This is a genomic window from Paenibacillus terrigena DSM 21567 (genome assembly GCF_000374845.1).
Lineage (GTDB): Bacteria > Bacillota > Bacilli > Paenibacillales > Paenibacillaceae > Paenibacillus_K > Paenibacillus_K terrigena.
The window spans coordinates 508,475-529,704 of record NZ_KB895412.1 but is presented as its reverse complement, the minus strand read 5'-3'; the positions used below and the strand labels follow the sequence as shown (position 1 = coordinate 529,704).

Sequence of the window (21,230 nt, the reverse complement as noted above, 5' to 3'; positions counted from 1 at the left end):
ATGAGCTTCGCGAGCACATCATGTCAGTTCACGTGCGACCTCTGTTGGACGCGGTGCGTATGAATCTCGAAGCACAACCCGTCCTAAGATCAGACCCAATAGGAGCATCATAAAGCCCACCAAGGTCGAGAGTCCATACGATTGCATCCACGCCGGCATTTCTCGCAGCATCTCATAGAGCCATCCACCCAAGATCGGACCTAGGAAGGCGGCGAAGCCCGTTAATGCAGAATAGACGGCGATGAACATCGGACGCTCGCTTTTGGGCGTATCCCCAATAATGAAGTTGAAGGATAACTGGTTGAATCCCCCAATTCCGATCCCGAGTAGAGCATGGATCGCGATCAGAACCGCAACAGCAGGAAATACAGAGATGAAGCTCCACAGCATACAAGCCGAAGCAATGATGGGCAGCGTGCAATAGAGCAACCTTTTGTTGCTATATTTCATGTTCAGGTTGCCCCATATGTAGAAGCTGATCATCATGAAGGCCGTCTGAACGACCGTAATGATGGAGATCCAATTGTAGCTGATATGCAGAATATGCAGCATCACATACGAGAACAGCGGCACAATAATGCCTTGCAGGAACAGCCACAATGAAATGAACAGCGCGGCGCGCAGGAACGCCCGATCCTGGAATGGCTTCTTCAGCATGGGCAGAAACTCAGACTCCGTCGACTTGGCGAGCGGAATTTTGGGATAATTGGCAAAAGCGATAATATTGAGCACCGTACAAATCCCGATTGCGATGAACAATAAATTGAAGCCTTGCTGCCCCGGGAACCGATCCAACGCCTGTCCCCCAATGAACAACACCAAGCTGCCTAGCGCATTCAGCATTGTGTTCCGAATGCCCATGTACCGCCCGCGAATCCCTGCCGGCACCATATCACCGACGAGCGACGTCCAGACGAGACCCGAAATCGCATTCCCGAGGAATGCAATCGAATACATCGTAAGAAACACGGGAATCCAGTAATCGCTAGGGAAAATAAACGGGATCAATCCCGTTGCCGCCCAGCCAATCCGGTGGATCGCACTGAACGTGACGAGCACCCAATAACGGTTCGTAATCCGCTGCATCCAGTAAGCGACGAACACTTGAACCACATTGACGATGCTCGCCATCGAGAGCACAAGCCCGATCTGCTGGGACGTTGCACCGAGGTGCAGCAAATACCCTGTTAGGAAAGGCCCTCCTAACAGGGTCAACATAATAATCGCTGGAACACCTTCCAACGTTAACACCCATAAATTTTTTCGATAATCTGAGAACGATCTTGCATTACGCTTCATGCGTAAGGATTTCATCTGGGTTCAGCACTCCTTGTTAGTCAATACATACGTGATGATTGTGATTACCCCTTCATTCTATGGTCTATAGTGGATAAGGTCGATACGCTGAAATGATCAAATAACGATTAATTCCGCTTCGTTTGCGCATATGCAGCGATATATTGGGCCGCTTTCGCAGCTATGATCGAATAATCGCCTGTTTTCACCGCTTCATTCGTTAGATCAGATCCGATGCCGACAGCGACCGCACCCGCTTCAATCCACTCTCCCAAATTATCCAGCGATACCCCGCCCGTTGGCATGACATTCGCTTGAGGAAGCGGTCCTTTGATCGCTTTGATCATCGATGGCGAATAGAGGTTACCCGGAAATAATTTCACCACATCTGCGCCTAATTCGAGCGCTGTCTGGATCTCCTGAATCGTCATCACACCAGGCATCATCGGCACACGATAACGATTGCACAACTTGATCGTCTCACCATTCAGACAAGGCGCAACGACGAACTCGGCACCTGCCAGAATGGTTGCACGCGCCGTCTCTGGATCCAATACCGTGCCAGAGCCGATCACCGCATAATTGTCTGCAGAGGGATCCGCGCTTGAATAACGTTTCGCTAATGTCTCAATGGCTTGCAATGCGAATGGAACAGTCATCGTAATTTCGATGATCTTGATTCCTCCTTTGATAGCTTGTTCCGCCATGCTTACGACTTCCTCCGGTGAATTCCCACGCAGTACCGCAACGACACCACCGTCTACGATTTGTTGCACCAATCTCAGTTTTTTCATCTCTCACCTAGCCTCCTAGCGTTCAATATGCTGAATATTATGCAAGACGGCATTGGCCTCTTCCGCGGTCGGAAGCGCCTCCCAATCGCCTTCCATCTGAATTACCATCGACCCGATTAGATTTCCAAGACGTACCGCTTCTAGTAAGGACTCTCCGCGTACAATACCCGCAATAAACCCTGCACAGAATCCATCGCCAGCACCTACCGTATCTACGATGTGTGGTGCGCGGAAATAGGGAATCGCGTGCACTTCACCCGCTTCGAGCAGGTACGTACAATCATCGCCGCCTTTCACCACCGCAACACCTGGCAACGCTTTCAACCTTGCGATAATGGTATCGAAATCTTCCGTCTGGTAGAGCAGCTTCAATTCGTCTAGACCTGGTAAGAAATAATCGGCCAGCTCTGCAAGCTCTAGCAGAACCGGTCTCGCTTCGTCAATGCTCCATAACTTCAACCGCAAATTCGGGTCAAAGCAGATCTTAACCCCTTGCGCCTTCGCAATTCGAATCGCTTCTCTCAGCGTATCACGGCACGGCTCGCTTAACGCAGCGGTAATCCCGGTAATGTGTAGGATTCGTGCTTGTCCCACATAGGCTGGATCCAAATTCGCAGGCGTCATCCGGCTGGCAGCCGAATCCCGGCGGTAGTAATAGACAGATGATTTACCCGCTACCACCTCACGGAACATGAGTCCCGTTGCTGCGCAGTCGGAGAAATGCACGCGCGATACATCGACGCCTTCACTGCGAAGCGTCTTCGCAATGATTTTGCCGAACGGATCGGCTCCTAAGCTCCCGCACCATCCCACCTTGTGACCCAGCCGAGCAAGACCAATAGCAACATTGCTCTCCGCCCCGCCGAACAGACGCTCGAATTGGTTCGAATACGCGATTCCTTTCGTCCCGGTAGGCATGAATAAAGCCATCGATTCACCGAACGTAACGACGTCGAGTGATCTTTCATTTCGTTCCATATGGACACCTCATCTTCGATCAGTTCGTGTCTAGCTAGAATTACTGCCTTATAGTATAGCTTACTAGAGTCGATACTTCTATGATGGATTTTCATATCTTTTTGACATATATTTGCCTTTTTTCTTGTTATCGTAAAGAAGCCTCCGGGCTCCACATGTGTTCGTGGAATCCGAAGGCTTCTGTTCCATGCGTATTCGTTCACTTAAGGCTTGGATGTCATATTCTCTTCTCTGCGCAAATAAGCAACGTAATAGAAACCAGCGACAAAGATCATCCCGCCGACCAAATTGCCGAGCCACACAGGCACGAAGTTCCCAAAATAATCTGCCCATGTATAGTGACCCGCGAAGATCGCTGCTGGAATGACGAACATATTAGCCACGACGTGTTGGAATCCAATCGCGACGAAAGCCATCGTCGGGAACCAAATCCCTAATATTTTGCCGCCAAAGCTCTTCGCACCGTATGACAGCCACACAGCGAGTGCAACAAGCCAGTTACAACCAATCCCCGAGACGAACGCTTGGAGGAACGTCGCTTCAATCTTATGACCCGCGATGCTCACGGTTGCTTCTAAATAAGGTCCGCTCTCCGTTAAACCAACGACATGCCCGAAAGCATACGCAATAAAGATCGCACCAACGAAGTTCGTTAGCGTAATAAGAATTAAATTCCGGATCATCGCTCCGGCGGAAATGCGGCGTTTGAACCAAGCGAGCGGCACAGCCATCATATTCCCCGTTAATAATTCTCCCCCGGCTAATAACACCAAGATCAGACCAACGGGGAACACACTGCCGCCGATGAATGAAGTAAAGCTACCCCATGCCGGAGGCGCACTCGCAATAACGCGTATATAGAGCAAATACCCAATAGCAATAAAGGCTCCACCGAGAAAACCAAGCGTTAGCACGGCTGATATTGGATTATTTGCTTTTTTCACCCCGGTATCGACAGTCATTTCAGCAATTTCATTCGGTTTGTAATAAGACATCGATCAAGGCCTCCTCGATAATAATATTTAAAATTTTGGCCTTTTTCATTGTACCTCTGTCGATCCTTTGAGAAAGTTATAAAAATCACAATGTAGGGACGGCAACAATTTCTAGCATTTTATACCCTTGAACCGTCTTTCCGGATTGCTATGTGTCAACTTGGGCAGTTTCGCCCAATGCCCTTTAGTATCCTCGAACACTTTTCCAACATTCGGCTTCAAGCAGAAGGCATTCACCACGATTTTCGTAAATTCTGCACGTGTAATTCGCGCATCCGGTTTAAAGGTCCATCCGTACCCCATCCATCAGGTTTTGGGATTAGTGTGTTGTGATTCCAGGCGTATTATGCGAAAGCAAAGCCCGACTGCTCTTCCCTTCTTTTCCCTCCCCGCGCATGCGGCTTTTTTGCATTTGAACGTTGATCACCTTTAACAAGGGAGGAGGGGTGTCCCTCGGAAGAGCCTGCGTCCGGCCTTTGGTAGCCCATTCTATCCTTCTATCTAATCAAGGAATGGGCGGACAAGAGTCGGCTGGAGAGGGACACCCCTCCCCACCCTCAGGTGATCTGTTCACTTCGAAGCACAAAAAAAAAAAAAAAAAACGCCGCATGTTCAGCTCCCCTGAACATGCGGCGTCTCCCCTATTCTTCCTTAAACTTAAAGCCTCGCGCGATATATAAAGCCGGCGTCGAAGCGACAGATATAATAAATTTAAGCACATATGTCGTAATGAAAATATCGAACCAGACATCCCAAGAATACACACCTGCGAACGCAATCGTGCAGAAGACGGCGGAATCGACCAATTGACTGATTCCTGTACTACCGTTACTCCGGATCCAGAGCTGATTCGGCTTATTGAACATTTTTTTCAAGAACGTATAAATGCGTACATCCAAGAACTGACTAATGAAGTAGGCTGCAAGACTTCCGAGCGCTAATCGTGGCATTAAGCCGAAGATCATCTCAAGCGCGGACTGCGCTTCCATACCGGACTCATGTGGCTTGAACTGCAAGGCCATCTGCATCATAATCGTCGTCGTAATTAATGTGAAGAACCCGAACCACACGGCTTTCTTCGCTTCCTTCTCGCCATATTTCTCATTCAGCAAGTCGCTCGTCAAGTAAATTGTGCCGTAAATCGTATTCCCGAGTGTCATAACAAAGCCGAACATCTCGATATTTTTCGTCACTTGAATATTGGCGATGACCGTGGCAACCCCGACCCAAGCGTACAGCCCTTTTTTACCGAAAAATCGATAACAGATTAGAAATAGTGCGAAATTAACCAGGGCAAAACAAACCCCGAAACCCAAATTAAACAATTGCCTCTCCTCCTAGTTTTGATAACGCGGGATGGTTACGAACCGCGGCTTTGGGACTCATTTTTTACCAAAGCACATACCACTATATCACAGACTTCCAAGTGCTGACTAGCCTTGCGAACTTCGTTAAATTAATCCAACGCTTTGCCTTTCGTCTCTGGTACGAACAAGAGCATGAAGAGTAGACCGATCGGATAGATGCAGAAGATCAAGGACATCGCCCCCATGATATTCCCCCCGATTGCAATTGCGCCAATTACCGTTGGCCCGAAGCCTGCAAGACCTCGTCCTGTACCGAAAATAAAGTTCTCCGCCGTCGAACGCGCCTCTGATGGATAATGTTCTGCCAGAATCGCACCGAAACCGCCCATCATCCCGTTCGCGAAGAAACCAAGCAGCGCACTTCCCCATAACAAGGATGTAGCATCGTTAAGGACGAAGAAGTAAATAATGCAGTAGATCGTTCCACCAATATAGTAGATGGTGAAAGTCTTGCGGCGACCAATGCGATCCGCTAGGACACCGAATACCCCGATCCCAATCAACATCCCAATCGTCGAAATAAACATCCAACCGCTCGCCTTCGCGAGGGTAAATCCATACTTCTCAGACAATACCGTCGGCATCCAAGTAAAGATCCCATAGTAGCCGAAGTTCTGAACAAAGGACATGACAATAAGGCCGATCGTTGTCATCGTCAGCTTTTTATTCGCGAAAAGTTTGCGCAATGGGAACTTCTTCATCCCGTTCAATTCCACTTGCTCTTCAGGAAGAATCGTCCCTTCACGTTCTTTTTGAAGTAATAATTTTTTACGGTTTTGCTTCGCTTCCCACATTTTCGGTTCACTGAGGCTCTTACGCACGAAGATCGCGAGCAATGCAGGAATCAATCCGAACAAGAACACTGCACGCCAGCCGAATTGTGGCACGATTAATGCAGGTAGAAAGGAAGCGCACAATACGCCAAGCTGCCAACCAAATGCGACGCCCGATGTTGCGCGTGCACGCATTTTCTTGGACCATGTCTCTGTTACGATGGCCATCCCAATACCGAATTCCCCACCGACACCCATACCAACGAAAAATCTCAGTGTGAGTAAATGCCAATAGTCATTCGCGAAATAGATGAGCGCTGTTGCAACCGAGAACAATAGAATGGTCAACGACAACATCTTAATCCGTCCAAATAGATCCGCTAGGAAACCGAACAAGTATGAACCGACCAACATCCCGATCGTCGTTGCTAATGTCAAATTCCCGGCTTGCACCGTTGTTAGCGAGAAATCTTTAATAATAAATACAAGTACAAATGAGAGAAGCAGCATATCGAGCCCTTCTGCCGCATACCCAAGGATGGAGCCTGCGAGTGTCTTGATTCGCTGTCCTCGCGTCTCGGTTGGCTCACCTTCAAGACTGTTCTGACTTACTACGTTGTTCATAAGATCCCCCTGTAATCTCTTGCCTTATTTTCTGAAAGAATCAGATTTTTTGCACAAAACTACAAATATTTAACCACAAATGATTGCATATAACAACTGGATTTATATGACAAACATAACCTGTGAGCATGCCAAAAAGGGCAAGGCAGCTATCGATTCATCGAAGCCCCTCGCCCTTTATTCTCTTAAATTATTGTGCTTGCAATCCCGCTGTATTCAAGAAGTTCCACGGCTTATTGTAGTGTGGCTGGAAGAAAAAGTCCACAAATCCGAGTTGATCCACCGTCATCTGATTCTGGATACAGACCGAGATGGTGTTCACCGATTGGGTTAGATCCGCCTTCGAGATCAGCTGTGCTCCGATAATGCGGCGTGTCTTCGCATCGTAGACGACTTTAAGCGTTACATCCTCATACGTTGGCATGAATTCAGGACGATCATGTTCTTTGATTGTAACACTTTTCACATTCATCCCCATGTCGAGAGCCGCAGTCTCCGTTAAGCCTGTTGTTGCAATGTTCTCCTCGTAGATTTTGATTCCCGACGTACCTTGCGTTCCCATATAGGCAATCTTCTGCTCTACCAAGTTGCGAGCGACGAGCGTTCCCATCCGTACAGCATTTGTTGCGAGTGGAATATAAGCATGCTGACCTGTTGGATTGTAGACAATCGCACAGCTATCGCCTGCGGCGTAGACATCTGGCTGGCTCGTACGCATATATGCATCCACGATGATCGCACCGTTGTCCATCATCTTGAGCTGTCCTTTGAAGAGTTCCGTATTCGGTCTAAAGCCGATGCACAAGATGACGAGATCTGCTTCGTATTCACCTTTCGTTGTCACGACCTTCGTCACTTTGCCCGCTTCGCCTTCGAACCGTGTGACCGTCTGTCCTAGTGCGAGCTCAATGCCGTGCGACTTCAACGTCTCTTCCGTCTGTGCCGTGAACTCAGGGTCTAGATATTTGCTGAGCACACGCTCGGTGCTGTCAATCAAGGTTACTTGTTTGCCGTTCATCTCGAATGCTTCCACAAGTTCAATTCCGATGTATCCTGCACCGACGACGACAATGCGTTCTGCTTGTTTTGCTTTTTCAATAATCGTATTCGAATGGTTGAAGTTCTTCGAGAGTACGATATTATCGAGCTGCCAGCCTTCAATCTTCGGTAGAATCGGCCACGAGCCTGTTGTAATGATCAACTTGTCGAACGTATCTTCCACTTCTTCGTTCGTCTCCAAATTCTGTGCACGAAGGATCTTGTTATCGGTATCAACCGCGATCACATCATGACGCATCTTTGTCGTTACACCCAGTTCAGCCAGTTTCTCTGGCGAGGAGTAGAATAAACCTTCCGCATCCTTCACAACGCCGCCGACATAAAGTGCAATCCCACACGATAAGAACGAGATATTATCATTTCTTTCATAAACAGTAATTTCTGCTTCTGGATACAAATTTGCTGCATTCACAATGGCTGCTGTTCCTGCGTGTGTACATCCGATAACTGCGATTTTCATAAATAACGCCTCCTCGATATGGTAACCTCTAATGGGTAGTTCTTCATTTAATTTGTGAATAGATTCACATTTTATGATACGAGCAGTTCATGGTGACCCATCCTGACGTTCCATGACCTATTTGGAATCGTTCGTCTATCGTTACTCATCCTAGATCGTGAAACTTTTCACTTCTGAGGGTGCACGATGTGATCGCCTTGACTTCTATACTGCACGTTGCTTAAATCTCATGGCTGCTTACAACCGGAATCCCTTACCACAATCTCTTAAGATTTAATGTGACTTTTTTCACAACTTGTTGATGAACCAATCATATAGCACTTTCTCCAGAAAAACAAGTGGTGTTTTATAACGTTCAAACTTTGTTCATTATTTCACATATTGAATGTGACGAACGCACTATCCCTTTCACTTAAGGGCCCAAAATGTAGAAAATCCCCTCGAAAATATAACGTAGTATGTTTGAGTTGACGATACTTTGCCATCATTAGCGGAGGACAAGTTGCACTTTGACCCTAACGACATAGGATAAAATGCCAGAACTTATAGGCGATTGTCCCCATGAAAGGATGAACCCCATGGATCCATTCTCTTTCCCCGTGCAACTGAAGACCGCTTCGATTAAATCCAAAAACGTAAAAATATATTACCCGCAAATCATTAACTTACCGAATTCCGTCGTTGAGAAACGAATGAACACAACGATTAAGAATCAAACCGAATCCCTTATCAAAATGCAAAACTTTGATCCAAACACACCCCAATCTGACATGCAGGGCGGCTACGAGATCAAAACGAATGAAAGAGCTATTTTGAGCCTAACCCAAAGCAACTATGCATTCTATGACCACCAAGCCCATGGCATGACCTACCAGAAATCATTAACAAGCAATGTGAAGACCGGCAAGTTCTACAGCCTTGCTGAACTCTTCAAGCCAGGCAGTAACTATGTAGCGCGGCTGTCAGACATCATTTGCGTTCAAATCAAGGAACGTAAGATCGATTTGCTCGAACCGTTCACCAGCATTCGACCGGATCAAGACTATTATGTTGCGGACAAATCACTCGTCATATATTTCGAATTGTATGAAATTACACCGTATTATTATGGATTCCCGATGTTCCCCATCTCCGTCTATCAAATACAAGATATTATCAATGAGAATGGTCCTCTTGGCATCCTCTCCGCGAGTTAAGGAACACAACGAACGAACACCCCCAACCAATGACCGATTGGGGGTGTTCGCCATTCTTGAACGAAGCCGCAGCGACTAAGCTTCTTCCGATTCCTCCGCTGCTTCGTCTTCCGAATCTTCTTCTGATTCCTCATCCGCTTCCGCGTCCTCATCTGACGCCTCGGCATCTTCGTCCGATTCTTCCGATTCCTCAGCTTCCTCTTCGACGCTCTCCGCAGACGCCTCTTCTTCTGCCACTTCCGCCTCAGCCTCTGCTTCTTCCTCGGCAGCCTCTTCTGCCTCAGATTCGGAAACCGCTTCCAACTCCTCGTTGAGTTCTTCTTGTAACATCCGAATCACCTCCTCTCTTGGTACTCTTACTATATGAAGGTGATTAGCAAGTTAGAATACTTTGTCCCACTCTACATTTCATTTTTTTATACAAAAAAGAGGATACCGACGCCCGGAAGGCAAAATGATGATCGGTTAATCCTCTTGGTATGGTTAGACGAGCGGATTAACCTGTAAAGGGGCCCGTTCGTACATCGATATGGATAATGGTGAACTTTCTTCTAAGGTCAGGATGGCAGATAATGCATGGTACGGGGAATGCTTCCGCAAGGATTTGGCCCGCGCACGCATTTCTCGGATCCGAGTTGGATCTGTCATCATCCACGTAAATTGCATTTCAAGCTCCGCTTCTGTTGGTGCATATACGGCCATCCCCGTCTCAACAAGCTCTTGAACATTATCTTCCTCTTGCCCTGGCAAAGCTTTATACAGCAATAACGGCAGCTGCTGCATGAGTGCCTCACTGGTCGAGATCCCCCCTGGTTTCGTCATCATGAGATCCGAGCAAGCCATCCACTCATGAATCTGCTCCACATAACCAAGGACCGTAATCGATACTTCGCTATGATCGGCAACGCCCTGGAGTCGATGCCGCAGCTTCTCATTCGCACCGCAGATCACGACGAATTGTACGCGGTCTTTCCACTTTGGATTTTGCATCGAACGCAAGACGGCGTCCGGGATTAATCCCCAGCCTCCGCCCATGAGCAGGACGGTTAATTTATTCGGATCCAATTGATATTTACGCCGAAGCTGTTCACGGTCATACGTCTTATAGAACTTCGGGCGTACGGGAATTCCTGTGACCTCAATCGTCGAGCGGGCAATCCCTTGCTTCATTAAGGAACGCGCTACGCGCTCCGACCCAACCAAATACAAATCCGTTCCAGGGTTTAGCCAGAAGCTATGGTCCGTATAATCCGTAATGACCGTTGCGGTCTTACAGTTAATAGAGCCGCGCATTTTCAGCTTGGATACCGCAACCGCTGCCGGCGGGAATGTGCTGACGATCACCGAAGGCTTCTTTTCTTCAATCAGTCTCAAAAGCGCACGCAGGCTCGATCCTCGAACACGCTTCGCCTCTTTGACCATAAAATTCTCATGCCGTGTCTTCTTATATAAGTAACCGTAAATGCTCGGGAATGTCCGTACCCATTGGGCATAACAGAATGCACCAACCTGATGCAAATGCGGTGATGTAATCTCCATATAATCCACAATTTCTACTTCAATGTCGCTGCGAATTAACTGCGAAGCTTCTACAATTGATTTTGCTGTCTGCAAATGTCCGTGTCCCAGAGGACCGGATAGAACCAAAATTCGCGATGGCATCGCCGCGGCTTCATTTCGTATCATCTCAAGCTTCCTTCCTTTTTTAATACTTGATCCTAATAACATTGTAGTCCGTTATGAGAAGTTTCAACACTGACTTAAAGCGGTATTTCTTCCTAGACTTTGGTCGAGTTCGTACCCCTTCCATAGTTAAGACGCCGTCAGTAGATCAAATCCCTGCGTTACAATCGTGAAATTTACCAAGAAATGATATAATAACCGTAATTGAGTATTAAAGAATCCATAAGAACAGGTGGCAAACCATATGAAATTAACAATCGTAAACGCCGTGATGGAGAAGCGTGAAGAAGGATACTTCGGGTCTGTTCAATTCACACTCGAACAACATGCGTCCCTATACGAAATTTCTTTACACAGCAAAAGAGGCATCGATTGGGACTACAGCTTGAATTTCGCCAAAGAATCTGGAAGTGAAGAGGAATTACTGGCAGCAGATAGCCTCATTGAGACGGATGATGATTTGTTCAATCTAATCTTAGATGCAGCGGAGGAAGCGCTAGCCAAAGAATAAGCGGTGCAGAACGTGCATAAGGAGGGGGAACTTGGGCATGATTATATCACTGAACAATGTATCATGGCGGCGTGACACGACTATGATATTACGTGATATGAACTGGGAAGTAGCGCATGGACAACATTGGTGTATCGTGGGCCTGAATGGTTCAGGCAAGACAACGATGCTCAATATCGTGAATGGCTATATCTGGCCAACTAGCGGTGAAGTCGAAGTACTGGACCATAAATTTGGTGAAGTAGACCTTCGAGAGCTTCGCAAACGCATTGGCTGGGTCAGTACGTCGCTGCAGCAGAAGCTGTATGGTCATCAGACCGCGCTTAACATTGTACTCAGCGGCAAGTTTGCAACCATCGGTCTGTATGACAAAACCGAAGAACAGGATTTGAAGCAAGCCGAAGAATTAATGGGTTTCCTAGGCTGTTCTACGTTGGCTGCACGTACATACGACACCTTATCGCAAGGGCAGCGCCAGAAAATTCTGATCGCACGTGCATTGATGGCAAATCCAGACCTCTTGATATTAGATGAGCCATGTACAGGACTCGATATCTTCGCACGGGAACAGCTGCTGCAAATGATTGAGCGGATAACAGAGCAGCCCGGCGGACCTACACTGCTGTATGTTACGCACCATATTGAAGAGATTACTCCCTGCTTCACACATACGCTCCTCGTGAAAAATGGAGCGATCTACAAAGCGGATGAGACGACGAACTGTCTGCAGTCCGATGTATTGAGCGATTTCTTCGATACTCCAGTTGAAGTTCAAGAACATCATAACCGCAAGTGGCTCACCCTTGCCGCTGATATTTAGGATACCTTGCCCGAACATCACTTATACGACAACAAAGCTGCCAAGCATTAGCATGGCAGCTTTGTGTATTTTCTAGAAAATCAACTGATTTGGCGGACAAAGTCCGCACACCACGTTCGTATCGCCTGATCGATTTCTTGCAATTGGTCCAGACTTGCGTGATCGATATGCACGCCGCAGGATACAACCACATTCGCCCCGCGTGCGACAGCAATTTGCTGTGCAACGTACTTGGCGATCTCATCTTCCTTGTGCCCGAGCAATGTCAGTACGGATACCGAAGCACTCAAACGGCTCGAATCCGCTAGACTAGGACGAACTTGAGCAAGGGCGACCGCTCCGATATGCGGCTTGGTTCCCCCTGCAATCGTCACGCATAAATCCTCCCCTTGGGCAACAACCGAGAATGTAATCTCGCTGCCTACACAAGGAATAATCGATTGTTCAAACATCGAAATACGCTCCTTCAACCATTAACTGATGAGGCCATTTCGGTAATCGTATCATGCCAATGATCGATGATCAAATCGAGTTGGACTCTCGAAGTTTACGCGGCTGCAGATCATCCTTGCCCCCGAAGGAAGTGAACTGCGGAATCACAATCCCCACCATAATAAGAAGAATACCTGTCCACTGCAGTCCGGACACTTGCTCTTGCAGCACGAGGACGGAAACGATGACCGCTGCCGGTAGTTCCGCTGCGCCTAGAATGGTTCCAAGCCCCGGTCCAACCTTCGGCACGCCGATGGCGAAGAATATGACCGGAATAATGCTGCCTAAGAGCGCCTGTGGTACCGAATAGATCCATGCGCCTTGTGCGATCGAACCGTCGAACAAGAAGCTTGGTGTAAGAACGATGAACAGCACGATGACCGCACCACTAACCATAATGAAACTTTTCGATAATACCGGAACATTCGTCGCCACCTTACCGCTCACGAAGATATAGATTGCGAAAGTTAGCGCAGATAACAAGCCCATTGTAATGCCAAGCGGCGTATAGCTGCCCCCTGCTTGTTCCAATACGCCTCCTGCGAGTACCGTACCCAGAATCAACACGATAATGGAGATGATTTTACCGCGGCTCGGAAATTTACGTTCCCAGATGGCTTCGAGAATAACACCTATCCATGTAAATTGGAATAATAAGAGCACCGCAAGTGATGCTGGAAGCTGGGCTACAGCCACACTATAGAAAAGCCCCGTCAAACTCATTGGAATCCCTGCCAGCAGCAAGGCTCCAACTTGCTTAATTTGAACCTTTACCCTGGAGAATAGCAGCATAAGAATAAGCAGGATACACCATCCGAAGAAATATTGCCCGCCTAGAATTTGCGGTACGGTAAACCCAGCACCGAGTCCGAGCTTAAGAATCGTGGATAACACCCCGTAACTGCATGCGCCAAGGAATACGAGCGTCGAATATTTGAATCGTTCCATCAAATGACCCCTTTCTGTATCAACAATGATGTCAATTTTCCTAAGAAAACACGAACAAAAGCCCCTTGTTCAATAACTGAACAAGGGGCGAATGAAACCAAAGCGGATCACGCTTTGTTAAAATTTCGCCTTCAACGACATGGATGTCCACGCGTGAATTTAAAAGCCATATGATGCTTGCTGTTGATGTCTATTGTATGATGATTAACCCTTCAGGTCAATATGAAGGTATTGGTTAGTTGCCACTCGTCGCCGATTCATCCCATGCTTTCTGAAGGACGTCTCTGAAGACGTCCTGCGACTGCGCCCCTGATACCGCGTATCTGCGATTGAATACGAAGAACGGTACGCCTTGGACGCCCAAACGACTTCCTTCCTGTTCATCCGCGCGGACTTCATTAGCGAACTCATCGCTAGCCAGCACCGCTGAGGCCTCTTCACGATCTAATCCAACTTCTACAGCTAGAGCTAATAACATCTCCATGTCACCCAACGACTTCGATTCGGTGAAATACGCAGCGAATAACCTCTCGGTCAATTGTTGCTGCAGTCCACGAGTTGCAGCGAAATGTGTCAGGCGATGTACCCTGAACGAATTTAATGGCTTCATTTCATCGAATACATACGTTAATCCCACTTCAGCAGCACGAGCAGCAACATCAGAATTCATCGCCTTTGCCTGTTCAATGGACATGCCGTATTTTGACGCGAGCATCTCATCAATCGTTTCCTTCGGCTCTACAGGTACATTGGGATCAAGCTCGAAGCTCTTGAATACAATCTCAATGGCGTCTTGATGCGGGAATTGCTTGAGTGCTTCCTCAAATTGCCGTTTGCCCATATAGCAGAACGGACATTGATAATCTGACCATATTTCTACTTTCATATCGTGTCACACCAGCCTTATGTCATTTATATATTATGTTGTACATACTACGCTTCCTGGAGCACTGCTTCAACTTTACTTCGGCGGCTCCACACCATGAATCCAATCCAAGCCACCGCAGCACACACGACGCCCATCGCATACATGGCCGATTCCCCGATGTGCTCCTGAATCGCTCCACCGATCGAACCCCCGGCCAGTCCACCTAGACCGATGAATACCATACTCAGCAGTGCCTGTCCGGTAGCGACAATCTGCTTCGGCAATGCCGTCGAGATATACTCAATGGAACCCGCCCAAATCACAACATACGTGAACATATGTGTAACCTGCAAGGCCACAATCGCCCACGGTTCGGTAATGAACATATACAACCCCCAACGGATCGCGTATAAGAGGGCTGTTAAACCGAGCAATTGCTTCAATCGATCGCCTCGAATGATCTTAGCCATCACATAGAATCCAATGACCTCGCTCGCTCCAGCTACCGCCCATGCCCAGGAAATTTGACTTGAGTTGGCACCCAGATGTTCCATATGCAAGGACAAGAGCGTGTCATTCATCCGATGTGGGATAGCAACCAAGAAAATTAAGCCTAAGAAGATAAATAACGACGGATTCAACAGGGCCCGGCGCAGCATAGGCCGAGAAAGTCTAGTTTCGGAGTTCTCCCCAGCCGTATGCTCTATCTTTGGTTCACGCATGATCAGGAAGATCACGAACACCCCGATCCAGATTGGCGCGAAAATCCAGACTAACGCATGAACGCCACCCCACGCATCGAACTGCCCGCCAACAATAATAAGCGTCAGCATAAAGCCGACTGAGCCCCATAATCGCAGTGAACTGTAGGTCTCATTCAATTGTTCCGCATTCTTCACCATTAAGGCATCAAGCAGCGATACCGCTGGCAAGAAGAATACATTGAGGGCCACGACCGCAACCGCAGCAACGGACTGTTCCCCCGTCGTAAATAAGAGAAGCGCACTGATGCCCATCAAGGTCCAAAGCGCAATAAGGATCGGACGAATCGCACCGATCTTATCGCTGATCATTCCTGCAAGCGGCTGTGCGAATATCGCAATAAAAGGCCCTATAGCAAGTAGGCTTCCCGTCTCCATGGGACTAAATCCATGAGACTTCATCAGAAGCGGCAAATAGGGAATCAGAATCGCATTGGTTGAATAGAAGATCGCCTGTAAACATTTCAATAGTATTCTCAAAGATGCTTCCTCCCGCTTGACCAACTGTCGCACACTATCCTACCATAATGGTCTCCATTGTGCACGGGATGAATGTGTTAACACTCGGTATGGTAATCACTCCATTAACTGCTTTTTTGCAGTTATTTCGGGCGCGGGGCGCGGGGCCGTATGTCAGGTTGTCATTTGAAGAAAGCCCAGTATCGTAAAGATACTGGGCTCGTATACGTTAATATTATGCTGACTTGCTTCGAATACTACACCGAAGCTTCGATTTCCTTCACCATTTCAGAGACCGAAGCAAGGCCGCCTCCGGACAAATACCAGTAATCTGGATTCAAGTAGATGATCTTGCCATCCTTATACGCTGTTGTCTTCTTCACAATATCGTTCTCAATCGCTTCTTGCGCAGAGGATTGACTGTTCTTCGCTGCAACTTTATTGCGGTCTACAACGAATAATACTTCAGGGTTCTTCTCAGCGATATATTCATACGAAATGCTGTTACCGTGCGTCTGCTTCGGATCCAGTGAAGGATCCACGGCTGGATAGCCAAACACATCATGAATAATACCGAATCTTGAAGCCGGCCCATAGGCGCTTATTTTGCCTTCATTCGCAAGGATGATCAATGAATTCTTCTTGTTCGCAGTTACTTTCTCATTGAGCGCTTTGATGCTCTCATCGATCGAAGCTAATTCTTTATCGACTTCAGCTTCTTTGCCGAAGATTTGTCCAAGCGTTTTCGCATTTTCCTTAAAGGATTCCATGTATTTCGTTGTATCCACGCCCATGTAAATTGTCGGGCCTAACTTCTTGAATTCCTCATAGGAATCTGCCTGACGAGCTGAGATGATGATCAAGTCCGGATTCACCTCAGAGATCTTCTCGAAATCTGGCTCTTTCAATCCGCCTGCATTAACATACTTCGTATCTTTATACTTCTCTAGGTAAGATGGGATGCTCGTCTGAGGAACGGCTGTTACTTCAACACCTAACTTATCCAATGTATCCAGTGTACCGAAATCGAACACGACGACTTTAGAAGGATTCTTCTTCACGACGGTCTCGCCCAGTTGATGTTTAATCGTCATTTCTTCACTCTGCTGTGATTCGGTGCTGTTGCCGCTAGCTGGCTCTGATGCATTTTTCGTACCGCAAGCCGCAAGAGCTGTCGCTAATACGATTGTAAATAAGAATACGAATGTTTTTTTCATAATTCCACCTCAACTGATTTATTTTAATTAAGAAAAGTAAACACAGATTTTACGGCCCTCCACCTCCTGAATTGGAATGTCCATATCATAGATTTCCTGAAGGACGGGCGTGCTAATAATCTCATCCGTAGGCCCTTCTCGGACAATCTTTCCATCCTTCAAGGCCACGATATAATCTGAATAACAGGAAGCGAAATTGATATCATGAATCACGATCACAACCGTCTTGCCCAGCTCATCCACGAGTCTTCGTAGCGTCTTCATAATCTGAACCGAATGCTTCATATCCAGATTGTTCAGCGGCTCGTCGAGCAGGATGTACTCGGTGTTCTGTGCAATGACCATGGCAATGTAGGCACGCTGAGTTTGACCGCCGCTAAGTTGATCGAGGTAATGATGCTGCAGCTCACGCAGATCCATGTAATCGATCGCTTCATCGACGAACTTCCAGTCCTCTTCCGTTAACCGCCCTTGCGAATAAGGGAAGCGGCCGAAGGCCACAAGCTCGCGAATCGTGAGTTTTAACGTAATATGATTAGACTGCTTCAGAATGGAAATTTTCTTCGAAAGATCATTGCTCTTATATTCGCTGATCTCCTTGCCTTCGATCTTCACCTTACCGCTATCCATCTTAATCAGGCGGCTGATCATCGACAAGAGCGTACTCTTACCGGCCCCATTCGGACCGATGAAGGATGTCACTTGCCCTTTACGTATGGAGACCGATACTTGATCGACAACCGATTTATTGCCGTATGACTTGGAGACATTACTGACTTCTACCACGATTTATTCTCCTTTAGCAGCAGATAGATGAAATACACACCGCCGATAAAATTAATGATGACACTGATCGTCGTCGAGAACGTGAATACACGTTCCACGATAAGCTGTCCACCGACGAGTGCAATGATCGCAATCAGCATGGAACCGCCAATCAAGTAGCTGTGCCGATAGGTTCGCAGGAATTGATACGTCACGTTCACGACTAGAAGACCGAGGAATGTAATCGGACCGACGAGAGCCGTAGAGATCGAAATGAGAATGGCGACGATAATCAACAATCGTTTCACGACATAATCGTAAGGCACACCCAGATTCACAGCTTGATCCCGACCAAGCGAGATGACATCCAAATACTTCATGAATTTCAGGAAATAGAGCGTAACGGCAACGATTAAGATGCCAGCAATCAGAAGCACGTCCGTATTGATGTTGTTGAAGCTCGCGAACATCCGGTCCTGCACAATCATGAATTCATTCGGATCAATCAGCACTTCCATAAATGTCGTCAAGCTCTGGAACAACGTCCCGAGGATGATCCCGATCAATAACAGGAAATAAATATTCTGTTGATCGCGTCGGAACATGAATTTATACAGCAAGCCAGAGAACAGCACCATCACCATGACGGTAATGATAAAATGCATGTTCTTACTAACCATCGTAAGCGCTGATGAACCTAACAGAAAAATAACGGAGGTCTGAATCAGCATATACAACGAATCCAAACCGAGAATGCTCGGGGTTAAGATTCGATTATTCGTAATGGTCTGGAACACCACCGTCGAGAACGCAATCGCGCTCCCTGTCAGCATAATTGCTAATACCTTCGTCACACGCCGAGGAATGACGTACCCCCAGTTGCTCCCGACATTGATCAACATAAATGTAGCAATCAGCGCAAGTGCAAACACCGCGAGATAGATCGTCTTCCGTTTATAAGCCATATGCCTTTCTCCTCATCAATAAATACACGAAAATGATACTCCCGATAATCCCAACCATCAGACTGATCGAGATTTCGAACGGATAAATGATGATCCGACCTAATATATCGCAAAATAAGACGAATACAGCGCCGAGCAACGCGGTGTGCGGCAGCGTATTCTTCAGGTGATCCCCATAGTACAGGCTAACGATATTCGGAATAATCAGCCCAAGGAACGGAATCATCCCAACGGTTAACACCACAGATGCTGTCGAGAGTGCGACGATAATTAATCCGAAATTCACCACCCGCTTGTAATGAAGACCCAGGTTCGTCGAGAATTCTTCCCCCATGCCTGCCACGGTGAACTTATTCGCGAACAGATAGGCAACGATCATCAGCGGAACGCTAATATAGAGCAGCTCGTAATGACCCTTGATGATCATGGAGAAATCCCCTTGGAGCCAAGAAGACATGTTCTGGATCAAATCATATTTGTAGGCAAAAAAGGTCGCGACGGAACTCACGATATTCCCGAACATTAACCCGACGAGCGGGATGAAAATGGTATCCTTAAACTTAATCCGATCGAGAATCTTCATGAAGAGTAACGTCCCGATCAAGGCAAAGGCAAAGGCCACCAGCATCTTCTGCAGCGGCGTGGCGGATGTGAAGAGCAGCATTGCGATGAGGATCCCGAATCTTGCCGAATCCATCGTACCAGCTGTTGTCGGCGAGACGAACTTGTTACGGCTGAGCTGCTGCATGATCAATCCACAGATACTCATGCTGACGCCAGCTAGTATGATACTGATCAGACGGGGCAACCGGCTGATCTGCAATATATGTATCTGGTCTTCGGTAAGCGAGAACAAATCGAGCAGCGATATATCTTTGACGCCCACGAATACCGAGATGATAGAGAGCACAATAAAGGCAGGGATTAAGACCCTCAATTTCAACATGATTGAATCTTCCTTTTGCCGTGATAAGTTCTGAAACGGTAATGAATATCATTATCAATGAGAACAGTTATCATTATATAGAACCCTGCATAGCGGATCAACCGCTCTCCCATAAAACTTGTGACAAAAAAATGAACGCCCCCACCTGGAGACGTTCATCGAAAAAGAAATATGAATAAGAATAAGGATGTTGCTTAGAAGCGATAGACCCACAATCGCTCATGGCGATGGCGATCTTTGGTCTCTTGACTATAATTGCCGAGCATAAGTTGAAATTGCGTCTTATGTGCGCCAATCGCCTGTATTTTCAGATCAACGATATCGCTCACATCATTCACGAAATCCGGCTGTCCAAGTACCGCATAGCTTCCCGGTGTCATCGCAATACAGCGCGTAACCGGACGCTTATCGGCAGGCAGCTTCGCAACGGCGCGAATCGTGATCGCCCCGCAAGCATCATGGTCTGGATGTACGCCATGCCCCGGATAGAACGTATAGATAAGATCAGGCTTCACTTCCTCAATCACTTCGCGGACACGGTCTGCAACAGCCTCTTGATCCTCAAATTCAACCATTTTATCATGCAAGCCGAACTCGCGGACATCTTGAATGCCAATGAGCTGGCAAGCTTCCTTCAGTTCCTGTCGGCGAATCATAGGGAGCGATACGCGTGTCGCAAAAGGTGGCTTGCCCATATTCCGTCCCATCTCGCCGAGCGTCAGACAAATGTAAGTGATCTTCGCGCCTTGCTGCGCATGCTCCATGAGTGTTCCACCAATAATCCCTTCATCATCGGGATGCGCCAGTACGACTAATATTTGCTTCGGATCCATGTGTTCAGTCCTCCTCATGGCTTGAGAATGGCTCTTGTGCGATTTGCAGCGCAACAACCAGCTTCCCATCGGGATCGTGGCCTGCGGCAATAAGACGCGAGGTCTCTGTCTCATCCCAATGCGTAAGTCCTTGGGCGAAGACCCACCCATGCGCTGTCTTAAGCCCTACACGATATGGGCCATCTCCTGCAATGAGGCCCTGGCTGTATGTCACGGTAGCATTGGTGATGAACGCTGTCGCAGCCAGCTTGGCTTCCCCGCGATGTGCGGCATAAGCACCTGTCGTCATTTCTAAATGGATGTAGACTTCTTGCCCCTTCAATTGATCGAGCAATTGTTGAATACGGGCTGGTTCAATCGATTTCATCCGGCGTCCCCTCCTCATCTCTACCTCTGTAATATATACAAGTATAAACGACT

Annotated in this window: 23 protein-coding genes; 3 read left to right on the top strand and 20 right to left on the bottom strand. The window is 47.5% G+C overall.

Translation table 11 applies throughout. The features are described from left to right. Window positions 1-18: 18 nt before the first annotated feature. The 8 genes from C558_RS0102455 to C558_RS0102420 form a co-directional block, all read right to left on the bottom strand. The gene (locus tag C558_RS0102455) at window positions 19-1,314 is read right to left on the bottom strand and encodes an MFS transporter (RefSeq protein WP_018754632.1); all 1,296 of its coding nucleotides are present in this window, start codon (window positions 1,312-1,314) and stop codon (window positions 19-21) included. Between the two features lie 110 nt (window positions 1,315-1,424). Continuing rightward, entirely contained in the window at window positions 1,425-2,090 is a 666-nt protein-coding gene (locus C558_RS0102450) for a bifunctional 2-keto-4-hydroxyglutarate aldolase/2-keto-3-deoxy-6-phosphogluconate aldolase (protein WP_018754631.1), read from the bottom strand. A gap of 15 nt (window positions 2,091-2,105) precedes the next feature. Next, entirely contained in the window at window positions 2,106-3,068 is a 963-nt protein-coding gene (locus tag C558_RS0102445) for a sugar kinase (RefSeq protein ID WP_018754630.1), read from the bottom strand. 203 nt (window positions 3,069-3,271) lie between these two features. Beyond that, entirely contained in the window at window positions 3,272-4,063 is a 792-nt protein-coding gene (locus C558_RS0102440; RefSeq protein WP_018754629.1) for a formate/nitrite transporter family protein, read from the bottom strand. 111 nt (window positions 4,064-4,174) lie between these two features. Next, complete coding sequence (locus C558_RS0102435) at window positions 4,175-4,366, bottom strand: S-layer homology domain-containing protein (RefSeq protein WP_018754628.1); 192 nt, start codon at window positions 4,364-4,366, stop codon at window positions 4,175-4,177. A gap of 338 nt (window positions 4,367-4,704) precedes the next feature. Next, window positions 4,705-5,388 carry a queuosine precursor transporter gene (locus tag C558_RS0102430; RefSeq protein WP_018754627.1) on the bottom strand — a complete coding sequence of 228 codons (684 nt, stop codon included), beginning with the start codon at window positions 5,386-5,388 and terminating at the stop codon, window positions 4,705-4,707. A 131-nt stretch (window positions 5,389-5,519) separates the two neighbouring features. After that, window positions 5,520-6,827, bottom strand: coding sequence for an MFS transporter (locus C558_RS0102425; RefSeq protein ID WP_018754626.1), 1,308 nt, complete (start codon window positions 6,825-6,827; stop codon window positions 5,520-5,522). A 190-nt stretch (window positions 6,828-7,017) separates the two neighbouring features. Then, on the bottom strand, window positions 7,018-8,346 hold the full coding sequence (locus C558_RS0102420; protein WP_018754625.1) for an FAD-dependent oxidoreductase: 1,329 nt from the start codon (window positions 8,344-8,346) through the stop codon (window positions 7,018-7,020). 578 nt (window positions 8,347-8,924) lie between these two features. Here C558_RS0102420 and C558_RS0102415 point away from each other — a divergent pair. Continuing rightward, on the top strand, window positions 8,925-9,542 hold the full coding sequence (locus C558_RS0102415) for a DUF3298 and DUF4163 domain-containing protein (protein WP_018754624.1): 618 nt from the start codon (window positions 8,925-8,927) through the stop codon (window positions 9,540-9,542). Between the two features lie 75 nt (window positions 9,543-9,617). Here C558_RS0102415 and C558_RS30210 read toward each other — a convergent pair whose 3' ends face one another. Together C558_RS30210 and C558_RS0102405 are read right to left on the bottom strand one after the other, a co-directional pair. Beyond that, window positions 9,618-9,872 carry a hypothetical protein gene (locus C558_RS30210; protein WP_018754623.1) on the bottom strand — a complete coding sequence of 85 codons (255 nt, stop codon included), beginning with the start codon at window positions 9,870-9,872 and terminating at the stop codon, window positions 9,618-9,620. 153 nt (window positions 9,873-10,025) lie between these two features. Next, the gene (locus tag C558_RS0102405; protein ID WP_018754622.1) at window positions 10,026-11,228 is read right to left on the bottom strand and encodes an MGDG synthase family glycosyltransferase; all 1,203 of its coding nucleotides are present in this window, start codon (window positions 11,226-11,228) and stop codon (window positions 10,026-10,028) included. Between the two features lie 241 nt (window positions 11,229-11,469). Between C558_RS0102405 and C558_RS0102400 the strand changes: the two genes are divergently transcribed. Together C558_RS0102400 and C558_RS0102395 are read left to right on the top strand one after the other, a co-directional pair. Next, window positions 11,470-11,736, top strand: a complete 267-nt coding sequence (locus tag C558_RS0102400) for a hypothetical protein (RefSeq protein ID WP_018754621.1) — start codon at window positions 11,470-11,472, stop codon at window positions 11,734-11,736. 31 nt (window positions 11,737-11,767) lie between these two features. Continuing rightward, window positions 11,768-12,556 carry an ABC transporter ATP-binding protein gene (locus tag C558_RS0102395; RefSeq protein WP_018754620.1) on the top strand — a complete coding sequence of 263 codons (789 nt, stop codon included), beginning with the start codon at window positions 11,768-11,770 and terminating at the stop codon, window positions 12,554-12,556. Window positions 12,557-12,636: 80 nt separating this feature from the next. Here the strand turns inward: C558_RS0102395 and lpdD are convergent, their stop codons facing one another. The 10 genes from lpdD to C558_RS0102345 all read right to left on the bottom strand — a co-directional run bounded on the left by lpdD (window position 12,637) and on the right by C558_RS0102345 (window position 21,177). Continuing rightward, window positions 12,637-13,008, bottom strand: coding sequence for a prenylated flavin chaperone LpdD (lpdD, locus tag C558_RS0102390; protein ID WP_018754619.1), 372 nt, complete (start codon window positions 13,006-13,008; stop codon window positions 12,637-12,639). Between the two features lie 70 nt (window positions 13,009-13,078). After that, window positions 13,079-13,996: an EamA family transporter gene (locus C558_RS0102385; protein ID WP_018754618.1), complete on the bottom strand. Its 918-nt coding sequence runs from the start codon at window positions 13,994-13,996 to the stop codon at window positions 13,079-13,081. A 235-nt stretch (window positions 13,997-14,231) separates the two neighbouring features. Beyond that, window positions 14,232-14,882 (bottom strand): DsbA family oxidoreductase, encoded by a 651-nt coding sequence (locus tag C558_RS0102380; protein WP_018754617.1) that lies wholly within the window; start codon window positions 14,880-14,882, stop codon window positions 14,232-14,234. A 47-nt stretch (window positions 14,883-14,929) separates the two neighbouring features. After that, window positions 14,930-16,105: an MFS transporter gene (locus C558_RS0102375; protein ID WP_018754616.1), complete on the bottom strand. Its 1,176-nt coding sequence runs from the start codon at window positions 16,103-16,105 to the stop codon at window positions 14,930-14,932. A gap of 236 nt (window positions 16,106-16,341) precedes the next feature. Continuing rightward, window positions 16,342-17,301, bottom strand: a complete 960-nt coding sequence (locus tag C558_RS0102370; RefSeq protein WP_018754615.1) for a siderophore ABC transporter substrate-binding protein — start codon at window positions 17,299-17,301, stop codon at window positions 16,342-16,344. 27 nt (window positions 17,302-17,328) lie between these two features. Further along, entirely contained in the window at window positions 17,329-18,087 is a 759-nt protein-coding gene (locus tag C558_RS0102365) for an iron ABC transporter ATP-binding protein (protein ID WP_018754614.1), read from the bottom strand. After that, on the bottom strand, window positions 18,081-19,031 hold the full coding sequence (locus tag C558_RS0102360; RefSeq protein ID WP_018754613.1) for an iron chelate uptake ABC transporter family permease subunit: 951 nt from the start codon (window positions 19,029-19,031) through the stop codon (window positions 18,081-18,083). Before C558_RS0102360 ends, C558_RS0102365 begins: the two co-directional genes overlap by 7 nt. Beyond that, on the bottom strand, window positions 19,021-19,974 hold the full coding sequence (locus C558_RS0102355; RefSeq protein WP_026263683.1) for an ABC transporter permease: 954 nt from the start codon (window positions 19,972-19,974) through the stop codon (window positions 19,021-19,023). The genes C558_RS0102360 and C558_RS0102355 overlap by 11 nt, the downstream gene beginning before the upstream one ends. Before the next feature lie 197 nt (window positions 19,975-20,171). After that, window positions 20,172-20,810, bottom strand: coding sequence for a bacillithiol biosynthesis deacetylase BshB2 (gene bshB2 / locus C558_RS0102350; RefSeq protein WP_018754611.1), 639 nt, complete (start codon window positions 20,808-20,810; stop codon window positions 20,172-20,174). Between the two features lie 4 nt (window positions 20,811-20,814). Continuing rightward, entirely contained in the window at window positions 20,815-21,177 is a 363-nt protein-coding gene (locus C558_RS0102345) for a YojF family protein (RefSeq protein WP_018754610.1), read from the bottom strand. Between the last annotated feature and the right edge of the window lie 53 nt (window positions 21,178-21,230).